Source organism: Thiomicrospira sp. ALE5, from assembly GCF_900112445.1.
Taxonomy (GTDB): Bacteria; Pseudomonadota; Gammaproteobacteria; order Thiomicrospirales; family Thiomicrospiraceae; genus Thiomicrospira.
This window is the reverse complement of record NZ_FOYY01000003.1, coordinates 831184-857708: the sequence shown is the minus strand read 5'-3', so window position 1 is coordinate 857708 and position 26525 is coordinate 831184. Positions and strand designations below refer to the sequence as shown.

At 46.3% G+C, this 26525-nt stretch carries 24 protein-coding genes; 9 read left to right on the top strand and 15 right to left on the bottom strand.

Annotated elements, in window-relative coordinates; translation table 11 throughout:
• Positions 1-5 precede the first annotated feature (5 nt).
• Positions 6-2558 (bottom strand): methyl-accepting chemotaxis protein, encoded by a 2553-nt coding sequence (locus BM293_RS04200; protein WP_093447037.1) that lies wholly within the window; start codon positions 2556-2558, stop codon positions 6-8.
• Between the two features lie 160 nt (positions 2559-2718).
• Here BM293_RS04200 and BM293_RS04195 point away from each other — a divergent pair, with 160 nt between their 5' ends.
• Positions 2719-3324, top strand: a complete 606-nt coding sequence (locus BM293_RS04195) for a metallophosphoesterase (protein WP_093447035.1) — start codon at positions 2719-2721, stop codon at positions 3322-3324.
• Positions 3325-3936 carry a hypothetical protein gene (locus BM293_RS04190; protein WP_093447034.1) on the top strand — a complete coding sequence of 204 codons (612 nt, stop codon included), beginning with the start codon at positions 3325-3327 and terminating at the stop codon, positions 3934-3936.
• A 162-nt stretch (positions 3937-4098) separates the two neighbouring features.
• Here BM293_RS04190 and BM293_RS04185 read toward each other — a convergent pair whose 3' ends face one another.
• The 4 genes from BM293_RS04185 to BM293_RS04170 form a co-directional block, all read right to left on the bottom strand.
• Positions 4099-5211 (bottom strand): porin, encoded by a 1113-nt coding sequence (locus BM293_RS04185; RefSeq protein WP_093447033.1) that lies wholly within the window; start codon positions 5209-5211, stop codon positions 4099-4101.
• A 181-nt stretch (positions 5212-5392) separates the two neighbouring features.
• The gene (locus BM293_RS04180) at positions 5393-6967 is read right to left on the bottom strand and encodes an ATP-binding protein (protein ID WP_093447031.1); all 1575 of its coding nucleotides are present in this window, start codon (positions 6965-6967) and stop codon (positions 5393-5395) included.
• A gap of 89 nt (positions 6968-7056) precedes the next feature.
• Positions 7057-8325, bottom strand: a complete 1269-nt coding sequence (gene chrA, locus BM293_RS04175) for a chromate efflux transporter (protein ID WP_093447029.1) — start codon at positions 8323-8325, stop codon at positions 7057-7059.
• A gap of 65 nt (positions 8326-8390) precedes the next feature.
• Positions 8391-8642 carry a 2Fe-2S iron-sulfur cluster-binding protein gene (locus BM293_RS04170; protein WP_006459881.1) on the bottom strand — a complete coding sequence of 84 codons (252 nt, stop codon included), beginning with the start codon at positions 8640-8642 and terminating at the stop codon, positions 8391-8393.
• Between the two features lie 95 nt (positions 8643-8737).
• On the opposite strand from BM293_RS04170, the gene BM293_RS04165 reads away from it, so the two are divergent.
• Together BM293_RS04165 and BM293_RS04160 are read left to right on the top strand one after the other, a co-directional pair.
• Positions 8738-9037 carry a BolA family protein gene (locus tag BM293_RS04165; RefSeq protein WP_093447028.1) on the top strand — a complete coding sequence of 100 codons (300 nt, stop codon included), beginning with the start codon at positions 8738-8740 and terminating at the stop codon, positions 9035-9037.
• Positions 9038-9179: 142 nt separating this feature from the next.
• Positions 9180-9560: a DUF4168 domain-containing protein gene (locus BM293_RS04160; protein WP_093447026.1), complete on the top strand. Its 381-nt coding sequence runs from the start codon at positions 9180-9182 to the stop codon at positions 9558-9560.
• 46 nt (positions 9561-9606) lie between these two features.
• On the opposite strand, the gene BM293_RS04155 is transcribed toward BM293_RS04160, so the two are convergent.
• From BM293_RS04155 to BM293_RS04130, 6 genes are read right to left on the bottom strand one after another with little or no spacing between them, the layout of a single operon-like run.
• Positions 9607-10164: a hypothetical protein gene (locus tag BM293_RS04155; protein ID WP_093447025.1), complete on the bottom strand. Its 558-nt coding sequence runs from the start codon at positions 10162-10164 to the stop codon at positions 9607-9609.
• Between the two features lie 8 nt (positions 10165-10172).
• Positions 10173-11030, bottom strand: a complete 858-nt coding sequence (locus tag BM293_RS04150) for a symmetrical bis(5'-nucleosyl)-tetraphosphatase (RefSeq protein ID WP_093447023.1) — start codon at positions 11028-11030, stop codon at positions 10173-10175.
• A gap of 3 nt (positions 11031-11033) precedes the next feature.
• A complete protein-coding gene (gene rsmA, locus BM293_RS04145) occupies positions 11034-11885 on the bottom strand; it encodes a 16S rRNA (adenine(1518)-N(6)/adenine(1519)-N(6))-dimethyltransferase RsmA (protein WP_093447022.1) in 852 nt (283 codons plus the stop codon).
• Positions 11872-12873, bottom strand: coding sequence for a 4-hydroxythreonine-4-phosphate dehydrogenase PdxA (gene pdxA, locus BM293_RS04140; RefSeq protein WP_093447020.1), 1002 nt, complete (start codon positions 12871-12873; stop codon positions 11872-11874). Before pdxA ends, rsmA begins: the two co-directional genes overlap by 14 nt.
• Positions 12874-12881: 8 nt before the next feature.
• Positions 12882-13880 carry a peptidylprolyl isomerase gene (locus tag BM293_RS04135; protein WP_093447019.1) on the bottom strand — a complete coding sequence of 333 codons (999 nt, stop codon included), beginning with the start codon at positions 13878-13880 and terminating at the stop codon, positions 12882-12884.
• Positions 13881-13890: 10 nt separating this feature from the next.
• Entirely contained in the window at positions 13891-16149 is a 2259-nt protein-coding gene (locus BM293_RS04130) for an LPS-assembly protein LptD (RefSeq protein WP_234968893.1), read from the bottom strand.
• A 188-nt stretch (positions 16150-16337) separates the two neighbouring features.
• Between BM293_RS04130 and BM293_RS04125 the strand changes: the two genes are divergently transcribed.
• The 4 genes from BM293_RS04125 to yaaA all read left to right on the top strand — a co-directional run bounded on the left by BM293_RS04125 (position 16338) and on the right by yaaA (position 19300).
• A complete protein-coding gene (locus BM293_RS04125; protein ID WP_093447016.1) occupies positions 16338-17480 on the top strand; it encodes an aminoglycoside phosphotransferase family protein in 1143 nt (380 codons plus the stop codon).
• A complete protein-coding gene (locus BM293_RS04120; RefSeq protein WP_369793705.1) occupies positions 17468-18169 on the top strand; it encodes a nucleotidyltransferase family protein in 702 nt (233 codons plus the stop codon). Before BM293_RS04125 ends, BM293_RS04120 begins: the two co-directional genes overlap by 13 nt.
• Before the next feature lie 84 nt (positions 18170-18253).
• The gene (locus tag BM293_RS04115; protein ID WP_093447014.1) at positions 18254-18520 is read left to right on the top strand and encodes a hypothetical protein; all 267 of its coding nucleotides are present in this window, start codon (positions 18254-18256) and stop codon (positions 18518-18520) included.
• A gap of 3 nt (positions 18521-18523) precedes the next feature.
• Positions 18524-19300, top strand: coding sequence for a peroxide stress protein YaaA (gene yaaA / locus BM293_RS04110; RefSeq protein WP_093447013.1), 777 nt, complete (start codon positions 18524-18526; stop codon positions 19298-19300).
• Here the strand turns inward: yaaA and BM293_RS04105 are convergent.
• Genes BM293_RS04105 through BM293_RS04095 form a run of 3 tightly spaced genes read right to left on the bottom strand, consistent with a single transcriptional unit; the run spans position 19297 to position 25233 of the window.
• Entirely contained in the window at positions 19297-21891 is a 2595-nt protein-coding gene (locus BM293_RS04105; protein ID WP_093447012.1) for a bifunctional diguanylate cyclase/phosphodiesterase, read from the bottom strand. The two genes, yaaA and BM293_RS04105, sit on opposite strands and share 4 nt — an antisense overlap.
• A complete protein-coding gene (locus tag BM293_RS04100; RefSeq protein ID WP_234968892.1) occupies positions 21888-24797 on the bottom strand; it encodes a chemotaxis protein CheB in 2910 nt (969 codons plus the stop codon). Before BM293_RS04100 ends, BM293_RS04105 begins: the two co-directional genes overlap by 4 nt.
• Before the next feature lie 28 nt (positions 24798-24825).
• Positions 24826-25233, bottom strand: a complete 408-nt coding sequence (locus tag BM293_RS04095) for a BLUF domain-containing protein (protein ID WP_159428454.1) — start codon at positions 25231-25233, stop codon at positions 24826-24828.
• 67 nt (positions 25234-25300) lie between these two features.
• Here BM293_RS04095 and BM293_RS04090 point away from each other — a divergent pair, with 67 nt between their 5' ends.
• Positions 25301-25684, top strand: a complete 384-nt coding sequence (locus BM293_RS04090; RefSeq protein ID WP_093447009.1) for a hypothetical protein — start codon at positions 25301-25303, stop codon at positions 25682-25684.
• A 169-nt stretch (positions 25685-25853) separates the two neighbouring features.
• On the opposite strand, the gene BM293_RS04085 is transcribed toward BM293_RS04090, so the two are convergent.
• Positions 25854-26519: a hypothetical protein gene (locus BM293_RS04085; protein WP_093447007.1), complete on the bottom strand. Its 666-nt coding sequence runs from the start codon at positions 26517-26519 to the stop codon at positions 25854-25856.
• Positions 26520-26525 lie beyond the last annotated feature (6 nt).

The following is a 26525-nucleotide window of genomic DNA, read 5'->3' as shown; positions in this document are numbered from 1 at the left end:
TCTCCTTAAGCAGCAGGAAGCTGCACCAAATTAGCCTTATTGGAAGCTGGTAAAGCGTGGCGCTTGGAAGGATCAATCAATCTAAATTGACTGACCTTTTGTTCAAGACGCGTGACTTCATGAATAATGTTGGCTGAGGTGCTGGCAATTTGTTCAACCAAAGCAGCATTTTGCTGGGTGGTATGGTCAATAGCCGACAGCGCGTCATTAACCTCTTGAATGCCTTCATTTTGACGATTTAAGGCAGTATTCATTTTGCCAATTTTAGTGTTAATCTTCTGTACTCTTGCCAGGGTGTCAGCAAATATTTGTTGGGTTTGATGGCTGAGGGTCATGCCCTTACCAATTCGATCAATATTCATGTTACTGGCTTGTCTAATTTGTTTGGAAACCTCAGCCGTACGCTGTGCTAGATTGCGTACCTCTGATGCCACCACTGCAAAGCCACGTCCAGCCTCACCCGCTCTAGCCGCTTCCACTGAGGCATTGAGTGCCAAAAGATTGGTTTGGAAAGCAACTGAATCAATCGCGTCAGTCAAGGCACTGATATCATGGCTTGCTTCTTGAATAGCGGTCATCGCATTAACCATTTCACTGACCGTTGCCGAGCCTGTCGTAGAGGCCTGGAACATTTGTTCTGTGCTTTGCGTGACATCTTGCGCATCCGCCATAGTTTGATTGACATCTACCACCATGTCGAGCATGCTTTGAGTGGTTTGTTGCAGTGCAGCGGCTTGTTTTTGGACACGATCATTGAGATCTTGATTGCCGCTACTGATCTCATGAATACCGTGGGCGGCATGATCTGAGGCATCTCTTACTTCGGTCAGCATTTGGCTAATACTCTGTGCCATGCGCATCATGTGTTGGTTTAGCTCATGAAGCTTGCCATTAAATACAGCCTCAGACTGGTGGCTAAAATCCCCCTGACTAAATGCTTCAAGCGCCGCTGATTTAGCATCTAGTGCTTCCGCTAGGCGATCTAAAGATTCATTCAGATAGCGTTTTAGATTAGCCAGATCTCCCGGCATCTTGAGTGTAACACGTTGGCTAAAGTCACCTTCTCGCATGGCATGGGTCACGTGACGAATATCTTCTATTGCTTGGTTCTGGGTGTTCATCGCGTCTTTAATAGCTTGGGTGACGACTAAAAATTGACCCTGCTGATTTTGGCTGTCAATGCTGAGTTTATAGTCCCCATCTGCCAGGGCTTGCGCGGCGGTTTCGACTTGGTTAAGCGTTTGTTCGATATTGGCCAAGCTCGCGTTCATTTCTGCAGCTAGCTTGGCTAAGTCACCGCGGTAATCGCCATTCATGCGTTGCGAGGTTTGTCCCAGGGCTAAATTCTGGCTAACCTGGGTTATTTGGTTAAACGCATCGGTAATCTGATCAAGCAGTGTCATCATAGCTTGCTGCATATCCACCAGTTCATTGCGACCAGTTAAAGGTGACATGGTAGAAAAGTTGGAGGTTTCGTTGAGATTTAACAGTTGTTTTTTCAGTTGATCAATTGGCGAAACAATCGAGCGACTAATCATCAGATTGACTAACAACATCAGCAAAGCGGCTAAACTACTGATAATAACGAGTTGCATAGCCATTGCATCAGCCTCTTGTGCTTGTTGTTGCAAACTAGCGGTATTGGCAGCTTGCAACAATGCGCTAGTGGTGACCAAAATATCGTTGCCCTGGCCTGAAAGTTCTGCCAATGAATGATTGTTTTGTACCTGGGTAATCAGCGTATCGCGGATATCACCAAACGCATCAAAATAATTGCCCCAAGCGTCGTCAAGTTGACTGGCGAGCTGGCGATTAAAAAAATCACCCCGTAATGCGTCTTGTACGCTTTGTACCAACGGTCGTGCTGCAAAGCCCAGGCCAATTTCATCAAATTGGGATTTGATATCAGGGTTTTTTGCGGCAATCATTTCAGCGGTTAGTCGTTGTGAGAGAACCAGCCGCTCTCTTAAGCTAGCAAGACTATTGGCTAATTCAGCGTTGGCGGCTGTTTGATTATAGCGATTGAGTTCATCCAACGCGTTACGAAGACTTAAGCTAGACGCCTGAATACCAAAATCCAAGGTTTGTAAAATACGTTGTTCCATAAACACACTGGAGTTAGTGGCGTTTTTTAGATTACGTAATATCCGATCTAAACCATAAAGGGTGTTAATAAAATCAACGTTTTCTGCGTTGTGGATATCAAGGATGAGTAAACTGCCCCCCTCATCATAATCTAATTCAGCACCTAGCTCAGTAAGCAGGCCTGCCAAGTCAGCTATTTGTTCATCCACTTTAAGATTGAAGTTTTGTCCTGTGTCAGCATCGCCCGTTAAAGTATAGGCATTTGAAAGTTGTAGAGTTTCAATAAAGTTTTGATTAAAAAACCGCAGTGGCTCGCCAAGTTGTAGATCGGTTTGAATTAAACGTTGGGCTTCGCGTGCACTGGTATTGGCGGTTTGCCAACCTAGTAGCACCAGTGTTGCAAGTGCCAGAAAGATCATCGCTAAATTTAAAAATAAGCGTGATTTAATGGTTAGGCTATTTAAAAATGCCATGGCTTAATCCTCAAAAATTTATTACATAAACAGTAATAAATTTTTTATGCAGCTAGGTTATGTTTTTATGACGCTTCAGCGTCAAAAACTTGTCAAGCAAGCGTCATTAAACCGACATCTAGTTCGCGTAGCCTAAAAGCTTTATTTAATAGGAACGCGTATGGCACTGCTCCAAAATTGGCCGCTTCAATCCGCGCAATCAGTCCCACCTCGTTCGGCCGGTTGGCCGCGTAATCTGCTGTTGCATCATCCTAAAACGCATCGCCAACTTCATCGTCCGTTAGCCTTTATTACCGATATTCACGGGGACGCGCCGGCCTTAGTGCGCTCATTAATAGCCGGTGGCTTAGTGACGCCCCAGTCTTGCGTGGCCCATCTTGAATGGACAGCATCCGGCAAGCAGCGCCAATTAGTGTTGGGTGGCGATTGTTTTGATAAGGGACCAAGCACGCTGGTATTGTTGCGACTGTTAAAGCAGATTTGGCAAGCTAAACCCGATTCAATTTGGTTAGTGGGCAATCATGATTTGCGTTTTATGTTGGGGATGCGCGCGCTCGAGCTAGACGACCATCCGCTGCATAGTCATTTCTTCTCTCGAATGGGTAAAAAAGCCATAGGGTTGTTGGCAGAGATGCACGCAGAATGTCCGGCTGATTATCCCGTCACCCATCCAGCCTGTTGGGTTGATGCCTATTGGCCGCAAGCCTTCCGCCAGCAGGCGCAGTCTTTATTAGGCAAACGCCTAGTAAAAAAAGAAATTAAATAGTTGCACGTCAAACAAGCTGCTATGCAGCAGGCCTGCTTAAAGCTTTTTAATTCAGAACAGGCAATTAACCAGGCCTGCAGTTGGGCCGTGGCGCAGTTTTTAGCACCGGGCGGCGAGTTCTCAGATTTAATTGATACGTGGCAGTTGCATTGGGTGGCGGGGCCCTATTGGTTTTGTCATGCCGGAGTGAATGATGCCGCGATTGCATTGTGGCAAACAGGGCAACAGCAAAATACTAATGCCTTAGAGCAGCAGTATCAGCAGGCCTGGCAACATGGCGATTTATTTAATTTTTACTATGGCCCGTTAGGGGCATTGACGCGCACCAAATATCGTAAATATGATTGGCCTTTAACAGCCCAAGGCGCGCAACAGCTTAAAGCGGCGGGGATTGTCGGCTTGGTAAATGGTCACCGTGATAGTGTGCAGGGGCAGCAGTTGTATGTGCGCCAAGGTTTGTGGAATTTTGATTGCGATACCCAAATGAATAGCCATTGTCGCGCACGGGAAGGTTTAGCTCATCCTGGGTGGGGTATCACCCTATTTGAACCCTCGGGAGAGGTGGTGGCCTTAAGTAGCGATCATAGCGGCCGGCGCTGTTTTCAGTTGTAGGCTATTGGGGGTGAGGGGTGAGGTGACCGGTGGCTTCGCGCTCGTCGCGATGGCCCAAAAAAAAGACCGCCCGAGGGGGGCGGCCAAAACGACTTCGCGAGGACCCAAAGTCGTGACTAACTAACGAAAAAGGAAAACACAGCTTTACGGCTTCAACGCAACTTAGAAGTTGTAGATTAAGCCGACAGAGAACGCAGACATATCTTTACCTGCAACAGCTGACTGACGAGTATCACGGCCACCACCTACAGCTGAGAAAGTAGCGTTATCTTGGTTGTTGGTCATAGCGTAAGCACCGTAAAGGGTTAAATCACGACCAAAACGACGGTCTAAGCCCACTGCAAACATATCTGCACCAGTTTTCTTGGTGCCGCTTTCGTTGCTGGCATTGTAGTATTGGCCACGTACAACATAATCACCTATGCGGTATGAAGCACCTATACCAAATACATCACGAGAGCCGATTTCTTCATCTAGGACTCCATTATTATCAAAAACTTTACGCTTGTTTGAGTTTTGGTAGAAAGCAGCCACTTTTAACTCTTTAGTAAAATCGTAAGTTAAACCCAAACGATACGCCACTGCATCATCATTTTTCTTGCTGCCAGTACTAGCAGCATAACCTTGACCTAAACTTTCTACTGCGGCTGACATACGTAAGCCATCTGCACGATAATTAAGTGCAGCACTGTAAGCTTCACGACCATTGTCTAGTTGTGCGTTGCTACCGGCATCAGCTTCATTAGTTGCAGAGTATTGTAGATCAAGATTAAAGCCATTTAAGTTAGGTGTGGTGTAGCCGATACCATTACGGAAACGGTTGTCGAAGCTCAGGTTATCACCTGAAGTAATGTTACGTGCATCACCGATACGGTCACCAAACATGTCAGTGAAGCTACGGACTTTCTTTAAAGGTGTGTCAAAGAAACCAAGACGTACAGTACCAAAATCGCCTTTTAAACCAGCAAAGCTATCGCGAGTAGCGAATTGACCACCAGACTGGTCAAAACGAACGTTTTGCTCTAGTTGCATGATTGCTGTTAAGCCTTCAGTCACTTCTTTTGAACCTGAAACGCGAAGACGTGAAGAGTTAGAAGACATGGTTAAACCAGATTTTTTTGCATCTGCTGCACCTCTAGCGCCTGAAGCACCATTGTCAATATGATCAACAGATAAGTGCGCGCGACCAGAGATTTTCAATTCTGCTGACATGGCCGGAACCGTTGCAGCCGTTAAAGCGGCACCAATAGAGAGTGCTAAAAGTTTCTTTTTCATTTGGGTTGTCCTTGTAAAGTAAAAAAAGGTGTGCCAACAAACACAGGCAACACTTTACTGATCCCAAGGATTGTGTAGGTGACGCTTTGGTTAAACAAAATGACGATTTAGTTACGAGATTTTTACAAACTTGACGCTTAATATGGCTAGGTGGGTTAAGTGACGGAACGCAGGTGTGGCGCTACAGCGTCTGCCAATCCATTTGCACTAGGTTGCGTGCGTGGTTATTGAATACCAGGCCTAGCAGATGCAGCTGTTTACCGGCTTGTTGCTGCGCAAGGTAGTGTTGCGCATAGGCTTTGGTTTGGATTTGCGCTAGCGCGGGATTAGGCTGAGTCGGTTGATAGGCCTCGGTTTTATCCAGTTTAATTTCAGTGACGTAGATATGCTCACCAAGCATAATGGTCATGTCTGCTTGACCGTGGTTGTTAATGTCTTCAGGGATAATCTTGGCGTTAATGCTAGAGAGCCAAGCAAACAGCACCGAGGCGTAATAGCCTTCAGCATCAGGCAGGTCGTTGTTGGTAAAATTGCGCCAAGGTATCGCCGCGAATAGCGATTCGATTTGTTGTTGGATTGCCGGGAAGTTGGCTTGCGTTAGCGCATTGTAAAGCGATTTTTGATAGCCAACCTGATCGAACTGTTGGCTATAACCCGCAAAGAATTGATTATTGAGTGCCAGCATAACTTCTTTATTCGGTATCCGCAGATGATAAATTTGCCCACCCCAAGCGGATTCTTCTACCTGATCAATTGTTAAATAGCCCGCTTGAAATAACAAAGTGATGGGGTGAATCTGTTCAATATCAAATGAATCAAGAATTTCTTCACCCACTTCAATATTCGCGAGGTCTGGTAAAAAATAGCGCTGTTGGCGAAATAACTTGAGCAGAAAATTCGGGTTGCCGGTTTCAAACCAATAATTGCGGTAGGTTTGTTGATTGGAAATAAACAGCAGAATATCAAACGGGTTATAGACTGGCTCACCTAAGAACTGATAACCGTTGTACCAATCTTTGAGTTTAGTCCAATCAACGCCTGCCAAGTGTTCGGCAAAGCTGGTTTCCAAATCCTGCTGGGTGTAACCACAGAGGGTCGCATAATTGGCATCCAGCGTAATGTCTTTAAGCTGGTTCATGCCACTAAACAGGCTAACTTTAGAGAATTTGGTGACACCGGTCATAAACACGAATTGAATAAACGCATCTTGTCCTTTAAGCACCGAATAGAGGTTTTTTAAGCCATCACGAATTGAGGCGGCCAGCTCAGGTTGGTCAATGTTGTCTAGAATCGGTTTGTCGTATTCATCGACCAATACCACCACTTGCTGTTGATAGTGTGCCGCCGCAATTTGAATTAGTTGCGCTAAACAACCTGCGGGGTCATGCAGTGAAAACTGATCACACACCAGGTTGAGCCGCTGCTGATTCTCTTTTAACAGGTTGTAAATTAGCTGGTCTAAATCCTCACGGGATTCAATCACACCATTGGCGAAATTTAAATGAATAACCGGATAGGTTGTTGACCAATCCCATTTGTCTTCAATGTACAAGCCTTTAAACAGGGCCTGATTGCCTTCAAACACTTCTTTAAAGGTATCGACCAGCAAACTTTTACCGAAACGCCGTGGCCGCGATAGAAAAAAAGCCCCTGGCGATTGAATCATTTGATAAACCAGCGAGGTTTTATCGACATACACCAAATCATTTTCACGGATTTTAGCGAAGGTTTGAATACCAATTGGGAGTTTTTTCATAGGCTATTGCTGAGTTTATTGTGATTAATCTAGTCATTATCTTAGCACAACTCAGCTTGCTGCCTATTACCCATGATGTCGTAGCCAACTCAGGATAACAGCAGGCAAAATAAACCCAGGTTTAGCGGTAGCAATAACAAACTGGGTAGGCGTTTAAATTGCAATAAACCGAGATTGAGTAGCGCGACAGCGATAGCGGCAGGGCTGGTGAGGGTGTGCAGGGCGAGTGGGTTAATAATCATCGCGGCCAGTAAGCCAACCAGTGCCACCAATACCAGCGGTTGCGCACGCTGCCACCAGGCCTGCTTAAATAGGTTTTGTCCCAAGCTTAAGCTGATCCAAGCCAGTAATAACCCGGGTAAAAAAATCATCAAGGTGGCAACCAATGCACCGACAGGTCCGTGGGTCAGTGCGCCTAAATAACTGGCAAAACCAAACAAGGGACCCGGCATAAATTGCGCATAGGCATAGCCAGCTAAAAAGTCTTCGGCACTGATCCAGCCATTATTGACCCATTGAATTTGTAAAAAGGGCAGCACCACTTGACCGCCGCCCATTACAAAAAGGCCGGCGTGATAGACCGCACTGCTGATTGCCCAAAGACTGGGTGAGTTGTGGTTATTGAATAACCATGCCAGCAAGGGAAGCAGTAGGGCGAAGCCGAGTGTGCCGCCCAATAACCACCAGGCCTGCTGACGACTTGGACGATGCGGGATAAGGTGTGTTGTTGTTTCGGGCGAGGTTGTGGCAGGCGATGGATTCAGTGTTTGCACTGGAGCCGTTTGGGCGCGCCGAGATGCTAACCATGGCCGCAGTTGCGCCAATAAGGTTAACATCACCAGCCACACGAGCAGGCCTGCTAGGCTGTTTTGCCAGACTAGCCAACCCGTGCTGACCAAAGCCAGTGCCCAAAGTTGCGGCGTAGTACAAAACTTTTGCGCCATTTGCCAGGTCGCTTGTGTGACCAGTGCCAAGGCAAACACCAGTAAACTGGATAAGATAATGGGTTGCCAATGGGCGGGCAGTGCGGTGAGATTGTAGTAGGCTAGCGTCAGCATGAGGAAGGCGGTGGGCCAGGTAAAGCCAATGAAAGCGGCGATGCCGCCGGCTAATCCGCCACGATGGACGCCAATTAAAAAACCCAGCTGTGAACTCGCGGGACCAGGAAGGAGTTGACTGATTAATAGATAGTGGCCAAAGTCTTGCTCAGATAACCAGGCCTGGCGATTAACAAATTGGCGTTGAAATAGCGCGATGTGCGCAGGTGGCCCGCCAAAAGCTTGCCAACCCAGCCGAGTGAATTGCCAAAAAATACTGATAAAGGTCGTGAGGAGAGTGGGCGCAGCAGGGTGGTTCATTGTCTATCCTTTATTAGCAGGCCTGCTGCGCCGCGTTAGATATAAAAATTAGAAAGGCTTAGCAATCACAGCAATTCTATTTCGACATCACCTACGGGAATCACGCTGCAGGTTAAAATATGGCCTTGTTCGGGTTCGTAGATGGGGTCTTGAATCAACTCGACTTCGCCTGAGATCAATTTGACTTCGCAAGCGCCACAATTGCCGCCACGACACGAATAGGGCATATCAAATCCTTGTTCGTCAAGGGCTTCTAAAAGTGAAAATTCGCCATTGAATTCGGCGGTTCCTTGACCGATGACTGTAATAGTGGCCATGCTGACTCCTCTTGCGTTTTGAAAATAAAATCGTATTCTAGCAAAAATAACTTAGCCGCAACGCCCAACACCTAATCGATAAATAAGGAAATCATGTGAGTATAGCTGAACAGATTGAAGCCAAGATTAAACAAAATTTACCTATTTATGACATGCAGCTGCACAATGATAGCCATTTGCACGCCGGGCCTGCCACGGAATCGCATTTTAAACTGGTGTTGGTGAGTGAAGCATTTAATGGCTTGAGCCGTGTTAAACGCCATCAGGCGGTCTATCAAGCGCTCGGTGACTTGATGACGCAATTTCATGCGTTGGCCTTGCACACCTATACGTTAGATGAATGGCAGGCGCGACAAACTGAATTACCAGCGTCAACCCCCTGCGCACATGGCTAATCTCATGCGCATGATTAAGTTGGGCGGATTTGACAAGTCGCTAGCGAGCATGGTTGAATAGACAAGACAGTAAAGCTCCGCTATGGAGCTATTTTTTTATTAGCGGGTTTGCAAGCCTGCTGAGCTATTAAAAGGATGTGTTATGAAATTATGGATGGCCGCACTGGCTCTATCTGGTGGGATGATGACTACTCAAGTCGCGTTAGCACACAATCACACCGCACCGGTGTCAGCTGAAACCTCAGCGATGCCATCAGATGCTGATGTCGATTTGTTCGCGCAATCAATTATTAATGTTGAAAACCTTAAGCAGCAGTATCAACAAGAATTGATGCAGCGTCCTGAAGCGGAAGTAACTGAGCAGTTGCTAGAAGAAGTGAATGCTCGTTTTGAGCAGGAGGCGATTGCCTTAATTGAAAAAGAAGGCATGAGCGTGGAAAAATACAGTGCTATGATCGGATTGCTTCAGCAAAACCCTGAGTTTTTGGCGAAGGTTCAGCAACGAGTGGATGCGCTACAGTAATTTTAATAAAATTTAACCCTGAAAAAAAACCGTTTGTTTCTTTGAATCAAACGGTTTTTTGTGGGTCACTATTATCATTTAACTCTGGATCCAGTTCCGGGTGTTTCGTATGCCAGTATTGAATAAAATAGGGTTCATTCAGGTTTCTTTGTAACAAGACAATAGCCTGATAGTATTGAAGTATATAGTGGAATTGTTTTTTTCGCAGTGCGATCAGAAGAGCGCCGTAGCGCTTTGGTAAAAACGCACTAAAGTGGATGAGTAGCCCGTGTTCACCTTCAATGTCTTCAATGGCTTGTTGGAGACTCAGTTGCACTTGGCGTTGCGTATCATTTTCATAACTTTCAAAAGACTTACCTAAAAACCATATCAAAATCAGCGCGATAATAAAGCCATAAAGCATATTGCCAAGTAACCAACTCGTAAAAAGTGTCACCAAACCGAGAATAGTCACGGTAACTGGAAAGGTAAAGGTATGCAGCCATACACGTTTACCGAGGACTTGTTTTTCAACCTCTTGTGGGTTGAGTAGGTTTATATCTACCGCCTTTAAGCGTTGAATAAGGCTTTCAGCGGCTGGTGGGGTGTGAGGTTGGTTAGCCAAAAGTCACCTCAACCCGTTGCCGATGATTTGGCATGTTTGGGCGCTGCATAGCTAGGACAGTCAAGGCTATAGCGGGTGCGGGTATCGGCACAATAGGCTGTTAGTTGGCCTCCCCATAAACAACCAGTATCGGTAGCATGAACTTGATAAGCATCCATGGCCCCCAGTGTTGACCAATGACCAAAAAAGATTTGCTGGTCTTTGTTGCGTCTATTAGCGTGTGCAAACCATGGCAGGTAATTAGGGTGTTCAAAGTGTTTAGGGTGAGACTTGGTTTTAAACTCTAGCCTACCTTCTGCGTCACAATAACGCAGTCTAACAAAGGCATTGACAATATAGCGATAGCGATCCCAGCCACTTAGTTCAGGATGCCAACTGCGGGTTTTACTGCCAAATAAATGATCACGAACAAATTCAACCCATTGAGGTGAGCGCAAAATGTCATGAACTTCTTGGGCGTATGCCGTTGCCTGCGCAATAGACCATTGTGGTGGAATACCAGCATGTACCATGACCCAAGGGTGAAGGTTGTGCTGCAGAATTAGCGGTTGTTGGCGTAACCAGTCGATAAGTTCATCTACATCCTCGGCTTCAAGAATGGGGGCTAAGGTATCTGATTTAGCGCGGTATTTGTCGACCCCTAAATAACTGGCTAATAAATGAAAGTCATGATTACCCAGTACCATCTTGGCCGCATCTCCCATGTTTTTAATGTAACGTAGAGATGCGAGCGACTCTGGACCTCGGTTGATAATGTCTCCAACAAACCAAGCTTGGTCTTGACTGGGATCAAAATGAATCTTGTCTAAAAGCTCGACTAAGGGATCTAAACAGCCATGAATATCGCCAATTACATAGGTCGCCATAAATTAGGTTTCCTTGGTTAATATCGACTTAGTGTTTTGAGAATAGTGATTTGCAAGAGTAACAAACTCTGCGACCGAAAGTGCTTCAGCACGCAGGCGCGCATCAATGCCGCATTGCTCAAAGCCAGCATCATCAAGCCAGCCTTTAAGGTTGTTGCGTAAGGTTTTACGTTTCATCGCAAAGGATTGTTTAACAAGTGCGGCAAAGTCCACCATATTGTTCACTTGATAAGGCAGCGGACGTCTTGGAGTTAAACGTACAATGGCCGAATCGACTTTAGGCGGTGGGTCAAAATGCTCAGGCCCCACAACAAACAGCAGCTCTGCTTCGCAAAAATATTGCACCATCACCGATAAGCGACCAAAAGCCTTGTTACCTGGGGTTGCGGTTAGGCGTTCTACCACTTCTTTTTGCAACATAAAATGCATGTCGGCAATAGAGTCAAGGTAATTGAGTAGATGAAAAATCAACGGGCTAGAAATATTGTAGGGCAGGTTGCCGACCAGGCGTAAAGTTTGGTTGTCAGTGACCAACTGCGTATAGTCAAAACGCAGCGCATCAGCTTGGTGTAAGGCAAAAGCTGGGTAATGCCCTAACTTGTCACGTAAGGGTTGATGCAAGTCACGGTCGATTTCTATGATATCTAAGCGTTTGACTTGTTGCACTAGGGGGTTGGTTAATGCTGCTTCACCTGGGCCAATTTCAACCAGATGTTGGTCGGGTTGCGGATGAATTGCACTGATAATCTGTCGAATGATACTGTCGTTATTTAAAAAGTTTTGGCCAAATTGTTTTTTATGCTGATGCCCGCTGCTGCTGTAGCTTGCTTTGCGTAGTTTATTAATTCGGCTCATGTTGCGCCTCCAGCATTTCTAGCGCGACTTGGATAGCATAGCGAAAACTGCCTGCATCGGCTTGACCTGTACCGGCCAGCTCGAGTGCTGTGCCATGATCAACCGAGGTACGCACAAACGGCAGACCCAAGGTGATATTCACGGCTTGGCCAAAACCCTTGTGTTTAAGGACCGGCAAGCCTTGGTCATGATACATGGCTAAAAAGGCATCGGCTTGATTGAGCTTAGCCGGGGTAAATAATGTATCTGCGGGATAGCAGCCAGTGACATCCCAGTCTTTTGCTTGGCGTTGCGCAATAATCGGGTTAATAATGTCAATTTCTTCTCGACCCATGTGGCCATCTTCACCTGCATGTGGATTTAAACCGGCAACGAATAAGCGTGGTGTCGCTAAACCGAACTGGGTTTGCAAAGCCTGATAAGTAATATCAATCACGCGACTTACTAACTCGGGGGTAATGGCATCGGCAACGGCACGCAGGGGGAGGTGCGTCGTGGCAAGGGCAACTCTTAAACCGGGGGTAGCAAGCATCATCACCACTTGATCTACCTGACTAAGTTCGGCCAGCATTTCGGTATGACCACTAAAGGCCACACCGGCGTCATTAATCACCCCCTTATGCACCGGACCGGTAATCAGCGCACTAAATTCGCCGGCTAAACAGCCTTGCGTGGCACGGGTTAACATATTCAGCACATACTGGGCATTGGCCGGGTTGAGCAGGCCTGCTTGGCAGGGTACGGCTAAAGGTTCGTGCAATAGATAGAGTTCACCAGGCGGCAGTGCGGCTTGTGCTTCGTCGGGCTGATAGTCGTGCAGCCTAAGGGGGAGGTTAATGGCCTGCGCACGATCAAGCAGTAATTGGCGATCGCCTATCACCACCATCGGTACCGGCCAATGCAGTTGAGCCAATTCAACAATAAGATCAGGACCAATACCGGCAGGTTCACCTGAAGTGATGACTAAGCGACTGGGGTGATAGGACATCCTCTGCCTCACAACCGAATATCGATGACGGCATCATCACGTAAACGACGCATCCACAAATCAAAGGTCTCGTTGCCTTTGCGGTTACGGATAGCTTGAATGGCTTCTTGCTCTAAGGCTGTTTGAGATTGCGTTTGGGTGCGACGCTTATCAAGCAAGGTCACGATATGAAAGCCATTGGAACTTTCTATTATGGGCGAAATGTCACCTGGAGCCAAATTGCGAACCGTATCGGCAAAAAAAGACGGAATTTGATCATCTGACAACCAGCCAAGGTCACCGCCATTCAATGCTTGGCGACCTTCAGAATGCGTAATGGCGAGTTCTGCAAATGGGGCGCCATCAATTAACTGTTGGTGAATACGGTTAATACGTGCTTGCAAGTCGTTACGTTGTGCTTGGGTGGCTGAATCGGGGCGGCTAATAAGAATATGCGCTAAGCGATATTCATTGTTAGCCGCGTCCAGTTGACGACGTTGAATAAATTGCTGCACTTCGTCTTCGGTGACGGCAATTTGGCTGATGACTTCTATCTCTCGTAAGCGTTGAATCAGAATTTGACTTGAAATCTGTTTGCGAATTTTATTAAAACCGTCGGGTTGTTCGCGATTCAGCACATCACGCAGTTGTGCGAGCGTTAGGTTGTTTTCTTGCGCAATCTGAACGAGTTGACGGTTAATGTCTTCATCGGATACACGTAGACCTCGATCACGCGCACGCTCTTCTTGTAGTTTTTGCATGATAATGGAATCTAAAACCCGTTCTTGGATGACGCTGCGTTCAGGTGGATTTATACCACGTTCACGTAATTCAGCCAGGGATAGGTTGGTTTGCTCATCCAGTTCGCTAAGCAAAATAATATCGTTGTTGACGACGGCTGCAATGCGATCTAACGGCGTTTTTGCCTGTGCTACCCCCAGCGTTGCAATTAGCAGGCCTGCTAACAGCCAGGTTTGTAATGAAAAACGCTTCAAGCCGGTTAGAGCGGTATGTTTTTGAGCGGTCATAGTGAGTCCTTTAAAAATCCAGTTCGCTGCGTAAGGTATCAGCAAGGCGGTTGCCCACATTACTCAAACCCTTAAATTCAATAACATATTTAATGGTTGTATTATAACGGCCATCGAGCGTTTCTGCTTGCTCGATAATCAACTCTGATGCCCAACAGCAACTTTCATAACGCAGCCCGCCGGCGCGTTGTAGGGTGCGATCTGCTTCTAAGTCCCGTTGCGCATAGCCGGCCACTTGCCAGTTTTGACTCAGTTGATAGACACTGCCTAAGCCTAACGACTGTTGGCGTCTAGCTTTATCATCCAAGTTAAATCCTTGATGGGTGGCTAACACAGATAAACGCGGCTGCCAATGAGCCTCCAAGCGGTTATTGACTTGTTTGAGCTCCAGGGTTTGTTCATCCCATTGGCTGGTGCTGGTCGCGCTAAAAGGGTCAAAAAAACTGCGCAAACGCATAAAATAATCCGAGCGAGGGTCCGTTGCGATGGCTGGACCGGATAAAGTCACTTGACGGTCTTGCAGATAATAAATCTGGCCAACAGCGGCATCAAGTTTGGGTGCCCCTGCCGGGTTAATAAAGCGGGTCGTGACGGCCACACTAACCTGTTCGGTATCCCCAATTCGGTCTATGCCGCTAAAGCGGTTAAGTTGAAACAGATTGCCAAAATCTAAACTGGCGCGTCCTGAGTCATAAACAGGCAGACGACTTTGATCGACATAGGGCACATACAAATATTGCACTTCAGGCTCAAGGGTTTGTTGCCAGGCCTGGTTAAACAGAGTGATATCACGTTCAAAGTTTAATCCCCCGCGTAGCGCGGTCTGCCATACCAAGTTGGATGATTGTGCGGCGGTTTGAGGGTTAGGGTTGATCACTTGGTATTGACGCTGGTTGGCTTGCACTGTTGCATTAATAAAGCCATAGCTTTCGCTGATGCGATAATCTAGGCGTGGTTGCACTAACCAACGCTCGCCCATTTGCTCACGATTAATCAGACCGCGCACTTGGCCTTCGCGTTGAAAGTCATTAAAACCACGATAACGAACAAATTCGGTGCGTTCAGTATTTAGGCTCACCCGCCATTGCCCCAGGTTTTGACTGTAACCCAGACGCAATTCTGGCGCTTTTTCGAGGTAGTTATTTTCACCATTACGCAATGGCAAATAGCCCAAGTAATTTAATTCTGCGCGCCAAGGTCCTTGGTTATATCTTAGCTCAGCACGGCGTTCTAAGCGCGTATCACGGGTGCGTAAACTGCTGGTTTCATTAAAGTTGGTGGGCAGGTCATTGTAAAAGTCAGGATCTGACACCTCATGCCAAACCAGATTTGAGCGCATAGAGCGTGACCAGGTCTGCTGACCGGCAAGACTCACCCGCCAACGCTCGGTGCGGGCATCCAGCGTTTGATCTTGCCCGGCACGATCAACAAATTGCAACCCTTGTTCGCTCACCCGTTGATCATTTAAAAAACTGACACTAAGCTCGCCGCGATGGCGTGGCTGTAAATAACGCCACTCGTTATCCAGCATCAAGCCGCGCTGTTCAATGGCAACCAAAGTCAGCGTGGTGTCTAAATTGGGCGCTAAATTGACATAATAGGGTTGGGCAAACACGCCCAGAGCGCCACCGCCATGCGGGGCGTCAACGCTACCAAAATAAGGAAAGAGTAACCCGGTAGCACGGTCATCGAGTGGAATATCTAAATAGGGGCTGTAAAAAATCGGCACCCCATAAAAATCCAGGCGTGCATGCTTAACATAGAGCCGACGGGTGTTTTGATTCAGCTCCAGTTCGCGCCCGCTTAAGGTCCAATCTGGGTTATCTAACGCACAGGTGGTGTAAGAGGCTTGGTTAAGGTAGCTAATACCTTGCTCGGGTTGAACATCAATATGGGCAGCAAAACCGTGGGCACGGGTGTCGGTAAATTGATAGCGAATATCATCGGCTAAGGTTTGTTGCGATGTCGAAAAATGGCGCATGCTCTGTGCCTGCAAGATCAAATCACTTTGTTGTAGATTAACCTGGCCAAACAGTTGCACCCTTCGCTGTGTATTATCTACTATCGCTTGGTCAGCGCGTATCCATAAGCCATCTTGTTGTAATTCAACAGCGCCGGTGAGCCAAAAAGTATCGCTATCAGGTTGATTAAGTGACTGACTGGTAAGACGTTGTTGATCAGTTGGGAAGCTCAGGGTGCGGGGCGGCTCGAGCCAATCAATTAAGCAGGTTTCAGCCATAGCAGGTGTGCTGAAAATTGTCATACTCATACTTACAGTGAGCAGCGTCAATAGGCTAGCAATCCTAGAGCGCAGCCTAAGGATAAACGAGTAGAAAAGTTGACATTTAAAAACAGGCATTATTAAATTCAGGTTTTGAAAAATTCTTTGCGCTCATTCTACCTGAGAATAGAATGGGCGTCTTAGAAATGGGCGGGTGTTCCGCAAAAGGATAAGGCTTGCAGTCAGACAGTCAGCTTACGAGTCAATTTAACCATTCCCACAGCCATCAACCCGACCCGCGACTAGAACAGATGCAGGCCTGGTTAAGTCGGTTATCACTGTTGCAAAACCAGGCCTGGTTGCCCTTGCAAGTGGCGTCGGCCGATGCCAGTTTTCGGCGTTATTTTCGGCTTATCCGCACTGATCAGGCACAATCGTTTATTGTGATGGATGCGCCACCTGCGCTAGAAGATATGCAGCCGTTTGTGCGCTGGGCACGGGCCTTAGGTGCCTTAGATTATCGGGCGCCACGTATTTATGCCCAAAATGATCAAGCGGGGTTTTTGCTGTTGGATGATTTTGGCCACACCACCTTTTGGCAGGCGGTGTCACAGGTTCAGCAGAATAAGGACGCGGTCAATCGCTTTTACCAGCAGGCTTTATTGGACTTGGCACAGATTCAGTTAAATAGTTTTAAACAGGCGCAGCAGGTTTGGCCCCAGTCGGGGCTAATCATGCCTTATTCGGCACAAAAACTGGCCGAGGAAATGAGTTTGTTTCGTGATTGGTTAGCGACTAAATTTTGCGCCCAATCATGGACGGTCAACCAGCAGCAGGCCTGGTCGTCAATAACCGAGAGTTTAATAAACCGCGCCTTAGCACAACCTCAGGTATGGGTGCATCGGGATTATCATAGTCGCAATTTAATGTCCTTGCCGACCGCTGAAGAGGCAAACCCCATTCTTGGCGTGCTAGATTTCCAAGATGCCGTGTTAGGGCCGATTACCTATGATGCAGTATCACTGATTCGTGATTGTTATATTGATTGGCCGATGGCACAGCAGCAGGCCTGGTTGCAGCAGTATTATCAGCGTTTATTGGCCAGTGAATTGGTGCACGGTGGGCAATTAAACCTGCCGGACTGGCCGGCCTTTCAGCAAGATTTCGATTGGATGGGCGTGCAACGGCATTTAAAAGCGGCCGGCATTTTTGCGCGCTTATATCTGCGTGATGGTAAAGAGGGGTATTTAACGGCCTTGCCACGTACGCTGGGTTACATTCTACAACAAGCCCAGGCTTACCCTGAGCTGGCAGCGCTGGAAGAATTGGTCAGCCCTGTTCTGGCATATTGCGAGGCGTCGCCTCTATGCAAAAGATGATGCAGGCGATGATTTTGGCGGCGGGTCGTGGCGAGCGCTTACGGCCCTTAACCGATAGCTGTCCGAAACCGCTGGTGGAGGTCGGCGGGCAGAGTTTGCTGTGGCGTCATTTGGTTGCGTTAGAACAAACATCGGTGACGCAAGTAGTGGTGAACGGTGCCTGGCTGGCTGAGCAAGTGTTTGCTGAGGTGGCGCGTTATGCGCAGCAGGCAAAAGCCCGTTTGCCGAGCGATTGGCAGTGGCATGCCCAGTTGGAACCCGCTGGTGGATTAGAAACTGCTGGCGGCATTATCATGGCGTTACCCCAGTTAGGGGGGCAGCCGTTTTGGGTGGTCAATGCCGATATTTTGACCGATTTTAATTGGTCAGCGATGCCGCAAACGCTCGCCGAGGGGATGTTGGCGCATTTGGTACTTGTTCCCACGCCGGCGTTTAAAACAGCCGGGGATTTTGGCTTGGATGAGCAGGGGCGCGTGAGCGCGCAGGGCTGTTGGACTTTTAGCGGTATTAGTTTGTTATCACCAGACTTATTTAAAGGTTTAACCGTTTCGCGGTTAGGTTTAGCGCCGTTGTTACGTGATGCGATGGCGCAAGGACGCGTGACCGGCCAGATTTATAAGGGGTATTGGCAGGATGTCGGCACCTTAGAGCGGTTAGCTCAAGCGCGCCAAGATGCCCAAGCAAGATAGGATTTGAGTGGGTTTAGTGCTTAGCTTGGTGCTATACTGAAAGTGTAGGGAATTAACCTATTTGATCTTGTTAAGGAGACGATGATGAGTAACAAACACGATGCAATGATAGCGAAAATTTTTGCCCACCCGATTGCGGCGAATGTAGATTGGAAAAAACTGACTCATGCTTTAGAGCATTATGGTTTTACCGTTGATATGTCTCATCATGGCCGTGCTAAGATTGCGCGCGATGGTAATGAATTAGTGATTCATACCCCGCACCATGGTCATGATATTGAAAACAAAGATGACATTATGGCCTTGCGCCATTTCTTAACAGAGTTGGGTGTGAACCCTGTCGAGGCTTAAACCATGTTAATGTTGATTTCACCAGCGAAAGCACTAGATGAAACCCCGCGCCCCAGTGATTTAGCGATCACTGAAGGCCGCTTTATGACGCAGGCTCAAGCCTTAATGCAAGCGCTACAACCGCTTGGACCGGTTGAGTTAAGTCAATTGATGCATATTAGCGATGACTTGGCGGAGTTGAACTTTCAGCGTAACCAGGCCTGGTCAGTGCCCAAAGCAGATGATGAGGCGGCAAAACAGGCCTTGCTGATGTTTAAAGGTGATGTCTATCAGGGTTTGGACGCGTCGAGTTTGACAGAAAAAGGTTGGGCTTATGCGCAGCAGCATCTGCGAATTTTGTCGGGTTTGTACGGCTTATTGCGCCCAACGGATTTGATGTTGCCTTATCGGTTAGAAATGGGCACTAAGTTTAACAATAGCCAGGGCAAGGATTTGTATGCCTTTTGGGGTGAGCAGATTACTCAAGCTGTCAATGATGATTTGACGCAGGCGCAAGGGCCGTTGGTGAATTTGGCGTCGAATGAGTATTTCAAAGCGGTCAAACCGAAAAAACTCACCGCACCCGTGATTACACCACAGTTTAAAGATTGGAAAAACGGTCAGTATAAGATGATTAGTTTTTATGCCAAAAAAGCGCGTGGCTTGATGGTGCGTTATGCGATTGACCATCAGTTGCAAGAGGTGGAAGGCTTAAAACATTTTGATTATGCTGGTTACCAATTTGCGCCTGAGCTTTCAACTGAACAAGACTGGGTGTTTACTCGCCAGTTGGCGGATTAGTTAAGGGGTTGTGTGGCTAACATCGCTGCTAGGTCTTTTGGGCTTAGTGGTTTGGCAAAATAATACCCTTGTGCAAAATCACAGCCTTGCTCCAATAGAAAATCAACTTGCTGTTGACTTTCTACCCCCTCGGCGATTGTTTGATAGCCAATTGATTTGGCGAGTGAAATAATCGCTTTACATACCGCCTCATCTTCTTCATCAACACCTATGTCATCCACAAACGATTTGTCGATTTTTAATACCTGTAGTGAATATTTTTTTAGATAACTAAGCGATGAATAACCGGTGCCAAAATCATCAAGGGCGAGTTGTACACCAAGATCGTTAAGGCCATTAAAAATAGCGAGTACCGCTTCTGAGTTTGACATAGCAATACGTTCGGTAATTTCTAATTCTAGCTGTGTTGGCTCAATAGATGGATAGCGGCTTAAATGCTGTGTAATTCGACTGACAAAGTCGGGCTTAATTAACTCTTTGGCAGAGATATTTACGGATAACTTGAGCTTGGGGTAAGACTGATTTAGTTTGTTTAGATAATTCAGGGCTTGGTTTATCACCCAGTCGGTGATTTGGATAATTTGATCTGAGCGCTCTGCAATGGGGATAAATTGATCAGGCGCAATGATGCCAAGTTGAGGGTGCGTCCAACGCACTAGCGCCTCAATGCCTTCAATTTGATGATTGGCTAAATTGATTTGTGGTTGATAGACCAATGATAGTTGTTGTTTTGTAATAGCTTCACGCAGTGCAGTTTCGAGGGTAACTTTGGCATTAAGGTCTGATTCAAGTTCAGCTTTAAAAAGATGGACAGCATTGCGCCCGGATTGCTTGGCGTGATACATCGCGAGGTCGGCATGTTTTAATAGGGTGTTGTAATCCTTTGCATCGTCTGGAAATAACGCGATACCAATCGACGCCGAAATGTGAAGATTGGCATCTTGGATTAGATAGGGTTCGGCGAGAGTCGTCACTAAGCGTTCACCTAAATCCAGACTGTTAAAAGGGTTTATTTTGGGAAATAGAATGGCAAATTCGTCACCGCCTAAGCGTGCCAAGGTATCCTGTGGGCGTATCAATTGGTTAATGCGTTGCGTGACTTGCTTGAGGAGTAAATCCCCCATGTCATGTCCATGCACATCGTTTACTTCTTTAAAGTGATCCAAGTCAATAAACATTAAACTAAAGGCAATCGGTTCGCGTGAGGCCTCGCTAATGAGTTGTTCAGTGCGTTCGCGCAATAACAGACGATTCGCAACACCGGTTAGACCGTCATAAAAGGCTAGGTGCACCACTTCTTCCTCGGCTTGTTTTTTAGCGGTAATATCGTTGAATACACCTAGGTAGTTAATCAGATTACCCTGGGTGTCTTTAATCGCCGAGACAGACAGTTCTTGCGGGTAAATCTCCCCCGATTTACGTTTGTTCCAAATTTCGCCACGCCAATGACCAAATTGAATAAGACTGTCCCAAAAAGCTTGATAAAAAGTTTTAGGGTGGCGGCCTGAAGATAAAAACCGAGGGTTTCTTTTTAAACATTCTGGTTCGCTGTAGCCAGTAATCTTTTCAAAAGAGTTGTTGACTGAAAGGATAAGGCCATCTGGATCACAGATCATAATACCATCTTGACCTTTATTAAAAATCTCGTTTGAGATAGTAAGTTGTTTTTCATATTCAGTTTGTTCGGTAATGTCATAGGTAATGCCGCCAACAGCGAAGACTTGGTTGTTTGAATCAAATAGTGGGAATTTATCCGTTAAAAAATAGAGAATTTTCCCGTTTTTAACCATGTCTTCTTTCAATTGAAGTGGTTTTTTTGAACGAATGACCTCCATATCATGTTGAAAATGGCGGTTTGAGTCTTGTAACGACATCAGTTGCTCACGCTTTTGACCTATGACATCCAATGGGCTGGCGAGGCCAAACAATTCGGCGACCTTTTGATTGGCTAAAAGGCATTCACCGTTATGGTCAAACGCATAAATCATCACCGAGCTATGGTCTAAAATGCCTTGAAACATTTGCCAGTCTTTTTGGCGCTGATATTGGGCGGTTAAATCCATAATGGTGATAATGAATTGACGTTCATCAAGCTGATCAATGACCGGTTTGATCGGCATAATGCTGACTTTGACCGGAATGCGTTGCCCTTGTACTTCACAGTCAAACTCAGCCGATAAGGCCTCTTGATTTTCGCGGTCGTTTAAGCGGTTAAATAACCATTGACCATTATTTTTGCTTAAAAAACGAAAAATAGAGTGGTGGGTTAAATGGCGGGTGGTGCGGTGGGCAAAAAACAATTCAGCTTGATGGTTATTATCAAGAATAATGCCAGCTTGATCGAGTAATAAAGCCGGAATGGGTAAGTGCTCAAACAGTTTTTTATATTGAACCTGTTGGCGATTCAATTTGAGCTGGGTGTCTTGAAGTTGCTGGTTTTGGACTTCCAGCTCGGCTAAATAGACCTGCATTTCTTCAATCAGCGCTGAGATATCTGCGTGTGAAAGGCGCTCTAAGCCGCTGAGTTCCGGCTGTTCTTCTAATAGCTGCTTTGCGCGCTGACGTAGGGCGTTTCTTTCTAACTCATTCATGGCGTATCTTTATGCTTGTACCAATCAGTAATATTGGCATGACTCACCACCACCGCATAGTCTTTCTGGTTTTGAATTAGGTTCACATTCATCACAAACCAACGTTGTTCGGTAGCTGAGTGACAAGGATAGCTTAGGCTAAACTGTGTTTGTGAGCCTTCTAAAACAGACTTTAAGCCTAAATAAGCTTCTTGCGCGGTTGGGTCAGCGTTATCAAGGCTTTGTTTGCAAACCTCAAGATAATTGGCACCGACTCCGCTATGGGTTAATTGAGCATCGCCATTGGCTTTGGCAAAACGCACCCAGGCCTGGTTGACTAGTTTAAGTTCGCCTTCTATTGATAGCACGGCAATATGCTCTGGGAGAGCATCTAACGTAGCTTGTAGTCTTTTTCCATCGTTTATTGCAGTTACGTCAATAAAACTGGCCACAGCACCATGTTTGTCGCTTGATGGTATTTGGTAGGGCAGAATTCGCAGTAAAAATATTTTGCGATTTTGATGAATAAGTTCGGTTTCAAACGGGCGTGTGGTTTTTAAGGTTTGTTCAAAATACTCGATTAAATGTTCGTTGTTAAAACTGTGGTGCAAGTCGCTCAAAGGGCGTCCAAGGTCGGAATCACGTAACTTAAACAGCCCAACCGCATCGGGACTGAACCGGCTGATATTTAGATTGTGATCAACAAATATGGTCGCTACGCCCACAGCCTTCGCCATGGTATCCAGGTCGGCATTTAATTGGTTAAGGCGTAATACTTTTTCTTGGTATTCGGCATTGACCGTATTGAGCTCTTCGTTGACTGATTGCAGTTCTTCGTTAGAGCTTTGTAGTTCTTCGTTCGAGGCCATCAACTCCTCATTGGTAGCCTGAAGTTCTTCGTTTGAGGTTTCAAGTTCTTCAATCGTGGCTTGTAGGCTTTCACGGGTTGCCGCTAATTCTTGTTGCAACACCTCAATCCGCGCAGCGGTTTCATCGTCCAGGTTAATAGTTTGGCTTTGCGGGTCATTATCTTGCAAGGAAAGGGGTTCAAACAGCACCAAGGCAAATTTTTCGTCAGCATTGCTGCTAATCGGTCGGACGCAAACGCGTAACAAGCAAGGATTTTCTGGCTCGAGTTCAAGTTTTAAACGGTCGGAATAAAATACTTTTTGGTCTTTTAACGCTTTGAATAATAAAGCGGAAACCACGGAGATAAGCCCATCCGGTAAAATGCGGGTAATATCCATACTGGCAGCGCCGGCACGAATTTTATAAAAGGGTTTGACATCGCCGTACAGGTGAATGATTTCTTGATGATCGTTCACTAAAAAACCAGGCGGAGAATAGGCGTTAATCAATTGATGACTGGTTTCATCGAGCAATGCGACTTCAGCCGTTTCAAGTGCGTTCAGTTTGCTGAACTGTCTGGTTAGGCGAGGTTGGCTTTTAAGTGAGTTTTTACTATTGTCTAGGCCGATAAGTGGCATATTGACATAGTTTCTGCGGAAGATTTTACTTTTTGCATGAACCGTATCAAAGCCTTTGGCAATCGCGTTAATCGATTCGCTTGAGCCTAAAAATAAATAGCCGCCGGATTTGGTCGCGTACTGTAAGCGTTGCAAGGCTTTGTTTTGCGGTTCGGCTTGAAAATAAATTAAGGTATTGCGACAGGTGACTAAATCCATTCGGGTAAAGGGCGGGTCAGCGAGTAGGTTGTGTTTGGCAAATACCACGACTTGGCGCAATTCGGGGTTGACAATATATTCATTGCCGGATTTGCTAAAAAAACGTTGCAGACGTTCGGGGCTGACTTCAGCCGCAATTGATTCAGGGTAATGGCCGGTTGAGGCAAGTTCAATTGCTTGCGGGTTAACATCGGTGGCGAATATTTTTAAATTCGGCCAGCGCCGGGCGCGTTCAAAGGCTTCAAAGAACAAAATGGCAATCGAATAAACTTCTTCACCACTGGATATGCCGGCGGACCAGATACGAATACCGTTGCCGTTTTCGGCTTTGCTGACAATGTCATCTATCGCAATGGTTTGCAGATCATCAAAGGCCGGCGTGTCTCTGAAGAAACGGGTAACGGGTATGAAGAGTTCGCGTCTTAAATTCGCCAGTTCTGTGCGGTCTATCTCAAGCAGTTTGGCATAGTCTTTAACATCTGAGATGTGTTTAACTTGCATCCGTCGTTCAATGCGTCGGGTGACGGTGGCTTGTTTGTATTGGTGAAAATCAACGCCTGTGGTTTGCGCCAGATAGTGAAAAATTAAATGGGTGGGGTCTTCATAATCCAGGCCTTGTTGCGCCGTGTCTTGTTTAACAATTTTTTGTGGGTTTTTAACATAGTCGAGCAGTCGTTCAGCAAGCTGTTCAGCATCTAACACATCATCAATCAGGCCGGTGGCAATCACGCTGTTAGGCATGCCATTAAACTTGGCTTCTTTGGGTGATTGTGCCAATAAGAACCCGCCGGATTCATTAATCACATACGCACCGCGAGTGCCGTCTGAGCCTGTGCCTGATAGAATAATGCCGATGGCTTTGTCTCCATATTCTTCGGCCATTGAGGTGAAAAAAATATCAATCGGCAAGCTGAGTACATGCGGCGTTTTTTGGGTGAGGACAAAGTGGCCGCCAACCACGCGCATAATCGTGCCTGCGGGAATTAGGTAAACATGGTTGGGCTGAATCGGCATGCCTTCTTCAACCAGTTTAATCGGCATGGCGGTGTAACGCCCGAGTAAATCAGCCATCATGCTTTTATGGTCTGGCGATAAATGCTGGATTACGATAAAGGGTAAGCCGGTATCGGTTGGGCAAGCGGCAAAAAATTTTTCGAGCGCTTCAAGCCCCCCGGCTGAGGCACCAAGTGCAACAACAAATCCTCTGTGTTGAGTGGGTTGAGGGTGTTCGTTTGATTCCATTGATTTGTTCCTGATTGTCGGATGTGTTTTATAAACGCTGGAATGCGTTGATTAGCACTTTTGCAGTGCTGGGAATAATCCAATCTTCGGTCAGATCAAGTTGGTCGCTAGGCAAGTCAAGAAGTTCAGTTTGACGCTGGTGTGGTGAGACATTAAAAAACCGCATTGACCATTTACCAAAGCTTCGTTTTTCTATCGGGCGGCTATATATTTGGCGAACATCATAGTGACGGAAGTCTTGTTTAATCTTGCTGTATAAGGATTCAATGTCGTGTTGTTCGCCTTCAAGAAGTTGTAAAAAAATCCCGTTGTTATAAAGTAGCAGTCCTGTTATCTGCTGCATAGAGTTAAAGTAAATAGCTTCATTGCGTAATTCTTCCAGTTCAATTTCCGTCATCATGCTACTAGCACGACTAGTGTAAACAAGCTCAAACATTATTTTTCCTTCTATGAACCAATTGGTCATATACTTTTGCTATTCACATGGTTACTATTCTTAAAATATGAACAGTATTTACGATATCAGGCGCCACAATGCGCAACTTCTAGTTAACTTCATAGGTAATAAAGCGCTTTTCGCTGAAAGAATTGAGCGTTCGCCTACGCAAGTTAGTCGAATTTTGGGTGTCAGTCCCAGTCGCAATATTGGCGAAAAGTTGGCGCGCCATATCGAGCATTGCTTTTGTTTGCCCAAGTTTTGGCTAGATCAAGCGCATCAACAACCTGAAAATATCGAAAAACAAATTAACACGATTAACCAAGATCGCTATGAACATCTGCATCACGTGCTTTGCGAGCTTTACCAGGCCACCATTACCAAACGCATTGATGAAACTACTTACACTATGTTAGTGAAAGTATTTGAACATCATCAAAAATCAGTCTAAAAATTTACCAATTTGATACACATTTTATCTTCTAGTCTGTTACTGTCAACCAGTTTTTAATAATGGATACTTGTTAATTTTTGCTTGTGGGCTAGGCGTTTACCCGCCCGTTGGCGGAGTAAACTTTCCAACTTGGGCGTCGGATGGTCGGATGACGCCCAGATGGGACTTAGAAGCGGTAGGTAACCGCAAGTTGCAGGATAGGGAGGAAATCGAGTTTAGCGACGTCGTCTTTCAATTTACGTTCTTCGTTACGTAGCTCCTTGTTTAAGTCATCTTGTCGTCCAGGTGCATTGGTAGTACCTTTCAAGCTCACATCCGCCGCACCGGTAAAGATCGCGCCGACTTCAAATAAGGCACCCCAACCTTGCTTCGGGCTGTGACCCCAACCCAGTGAAAGAGTCGGTGCGTTATCCCATTTTAGTTTGCCGTTAATGGCTACAGTTCCATCAAAGGTATCATCACCCACAGTGACTGTTCCGGATTCTCTTGCATTCGCGGTCAATTCAAACTGGTTAATTGCATAGCCTGCCGATAAGAAAAAACTGCCTTGAAACGGATGATAATTTAAGCCCAATCGGTGAATACCGCCATCGGCTTTAATTTTGTAGTTGACGTTATCAACGCGATTAGTTTGGTTTAACCCCATGCCACTTGAAACCGAACCACGCGCGACTAAATAACTGTTAATAGGGTAGTTAAGTTCCAGTGTTGGGCCGGCCAATAGACCATAGCCTATGCCGACGCCAAGACCGCCATCGGCTTGCGCCTGGGTAGCCATCATGCCTAGGCCGATGGCACTAGCCAATAGACTGTTTTTTAATGCGTTTTTCATGGTTCA

Excerpts from the sequence above, each read along its gene's own strand:
- pdxA (WP_093447020.1), bottom strand. The coding sequence starts at position 12,873 with ATGTCCTATCACCCCAGTCGCTTAGTCATCACTTCAGGTGAACCTGCC.
- rsmA (WP_093447022.1), bottom strand. The coding sequence starts at position 11,885 with ATGAGCCGAATTAATAAACTACGCAAAGCAAGCTACAGCAGCAGCGGG.
- BM293_RS04090 (WP_093447009.1), top strand. The coding sequence starts at position 25,301 with ATGAACAGTATTTACGATATCAGGCGCCACAATGCGCAACTTCTAGTT.
- BM293_RS04185 (WP_093447033.1), bottom strand. The coding sequence starts at position 5,211 with ATGAAAAAGAAACTTTTAGCACTCTCTATTGGTGCCGCTTTAACGGCT.
- BM293_RS04120 (WP_369793705.1), top strand. The coding sequence starts at position 17,468 with ATGCAAAAGATGATGCAGGCGATGATTTTGGCGGCGGGTCGTGGCGAG.
- BM293_RS04200 (WP_093447037.1), bottom strand. The coding sequence starts at position 2,558 with ATGGCATTTTTAAATAGCCTAACCATTAAATCACGCTTATTTTTAAAT.
- BM293_RS04100 (WP_234968892.1), bottom strand. The coding sequence starts at position 24,797 with ATGGAATCAAACGAACACCCTCAACCCACTCAACACAGAGGATTTGTT.
- BM293_RS04170 (WP_006459881.1), bottom strand. The coding sequence starts at position 8,642 with ATGGCCACTATTACAGTCATCGGTCAAGGAACCGCCGAATTCAATGGC.
- BM293_RS04115 (WP_093447014.1), top strand. The coding sequence starts at position 18,254 with ATGAGTAACAAACACGATGCAATGATAGCGAAAATTTTTGCCCACCCG.
- BM293_RS04195 (WP_093447035.1), top strand. The coding sequence starts at position 2,719 with ATGGCACTGCTCCAAAATTGGCCGCTTCAATCCGCGCAATCAGTCCCA.
- BM293_RS04095 (WP_159428454.1), bottom strand. The coding sequence starts at position 25,233 with ATGTTTGAGCTTGTTTACACTAGTCGTGCTAGTAGCATGATGACGGAA.
- BM293_RS04135 (WP_093447019.1), bottom strand. The coding sequence starts at position 13,880 with ATGACCGCTCAAAAACATACCGCTCTAACCGGCTTGAAGCGTTTTTCA.
- BM293_RS04130 (WP_234968893.1), bottom strand. The coding sequence starts at position 16,149 with ATGAGTATGACAATTTTCAGCACACCTGCTATGGCTGAAACCTGCTTA.
- BM293_RS04180 (WP_093447031.1), bottom strand. The coding sequence starts at position 6,967 with ATGAAAAAACTCCCAATTGGTATTCAAACCTTCGCTAAAATCCGTGAA.
- BM293_RS04085 (WP_093447007.1), bottom strand. The coding sequence starts at position 26,519 with ATGAAAAACGCATTAAAAAACAGTCTATTGGCTAGTGCCATCGGCCTA.
- yaaA (WP_093447013.1), top strand. The coding sequence starts at position 18,524 with ATGTTAATGTTGATTTCACCAGCGAAAGCACTAGATGAAACCCCGCGC.
- BM293_RS04160 (WP_093447026.1), top strand. The coding sequence starts at position 9,180 with ATGAAATTATGGATGGCCGCACTGGCTCTATCTGGTGGGATGATGACT.
- BM293_RS04105 (WP_093447012.1), bottom strand. The coding sequence starts at position 21,891 with ATGAATGAGTTAGAAAGAAACGCCCTACGTCAGCGCGCAAAGCAGCTA.
- BM293_RS04150 (WP_093447023.1), bottom strand. The coding sequence starts at position 11,030 with ATGGCGACCTATGTAATTGGCGATATTCATGGCTGTTTAGATCCCTTA.
- chrA (WP_093447029.1), bottom strand. The coding sequence starts at position 8,325 with ATGAACCACCCTGCTGCGCCCACTCTCCTCACGACCTTTATCAGTATT.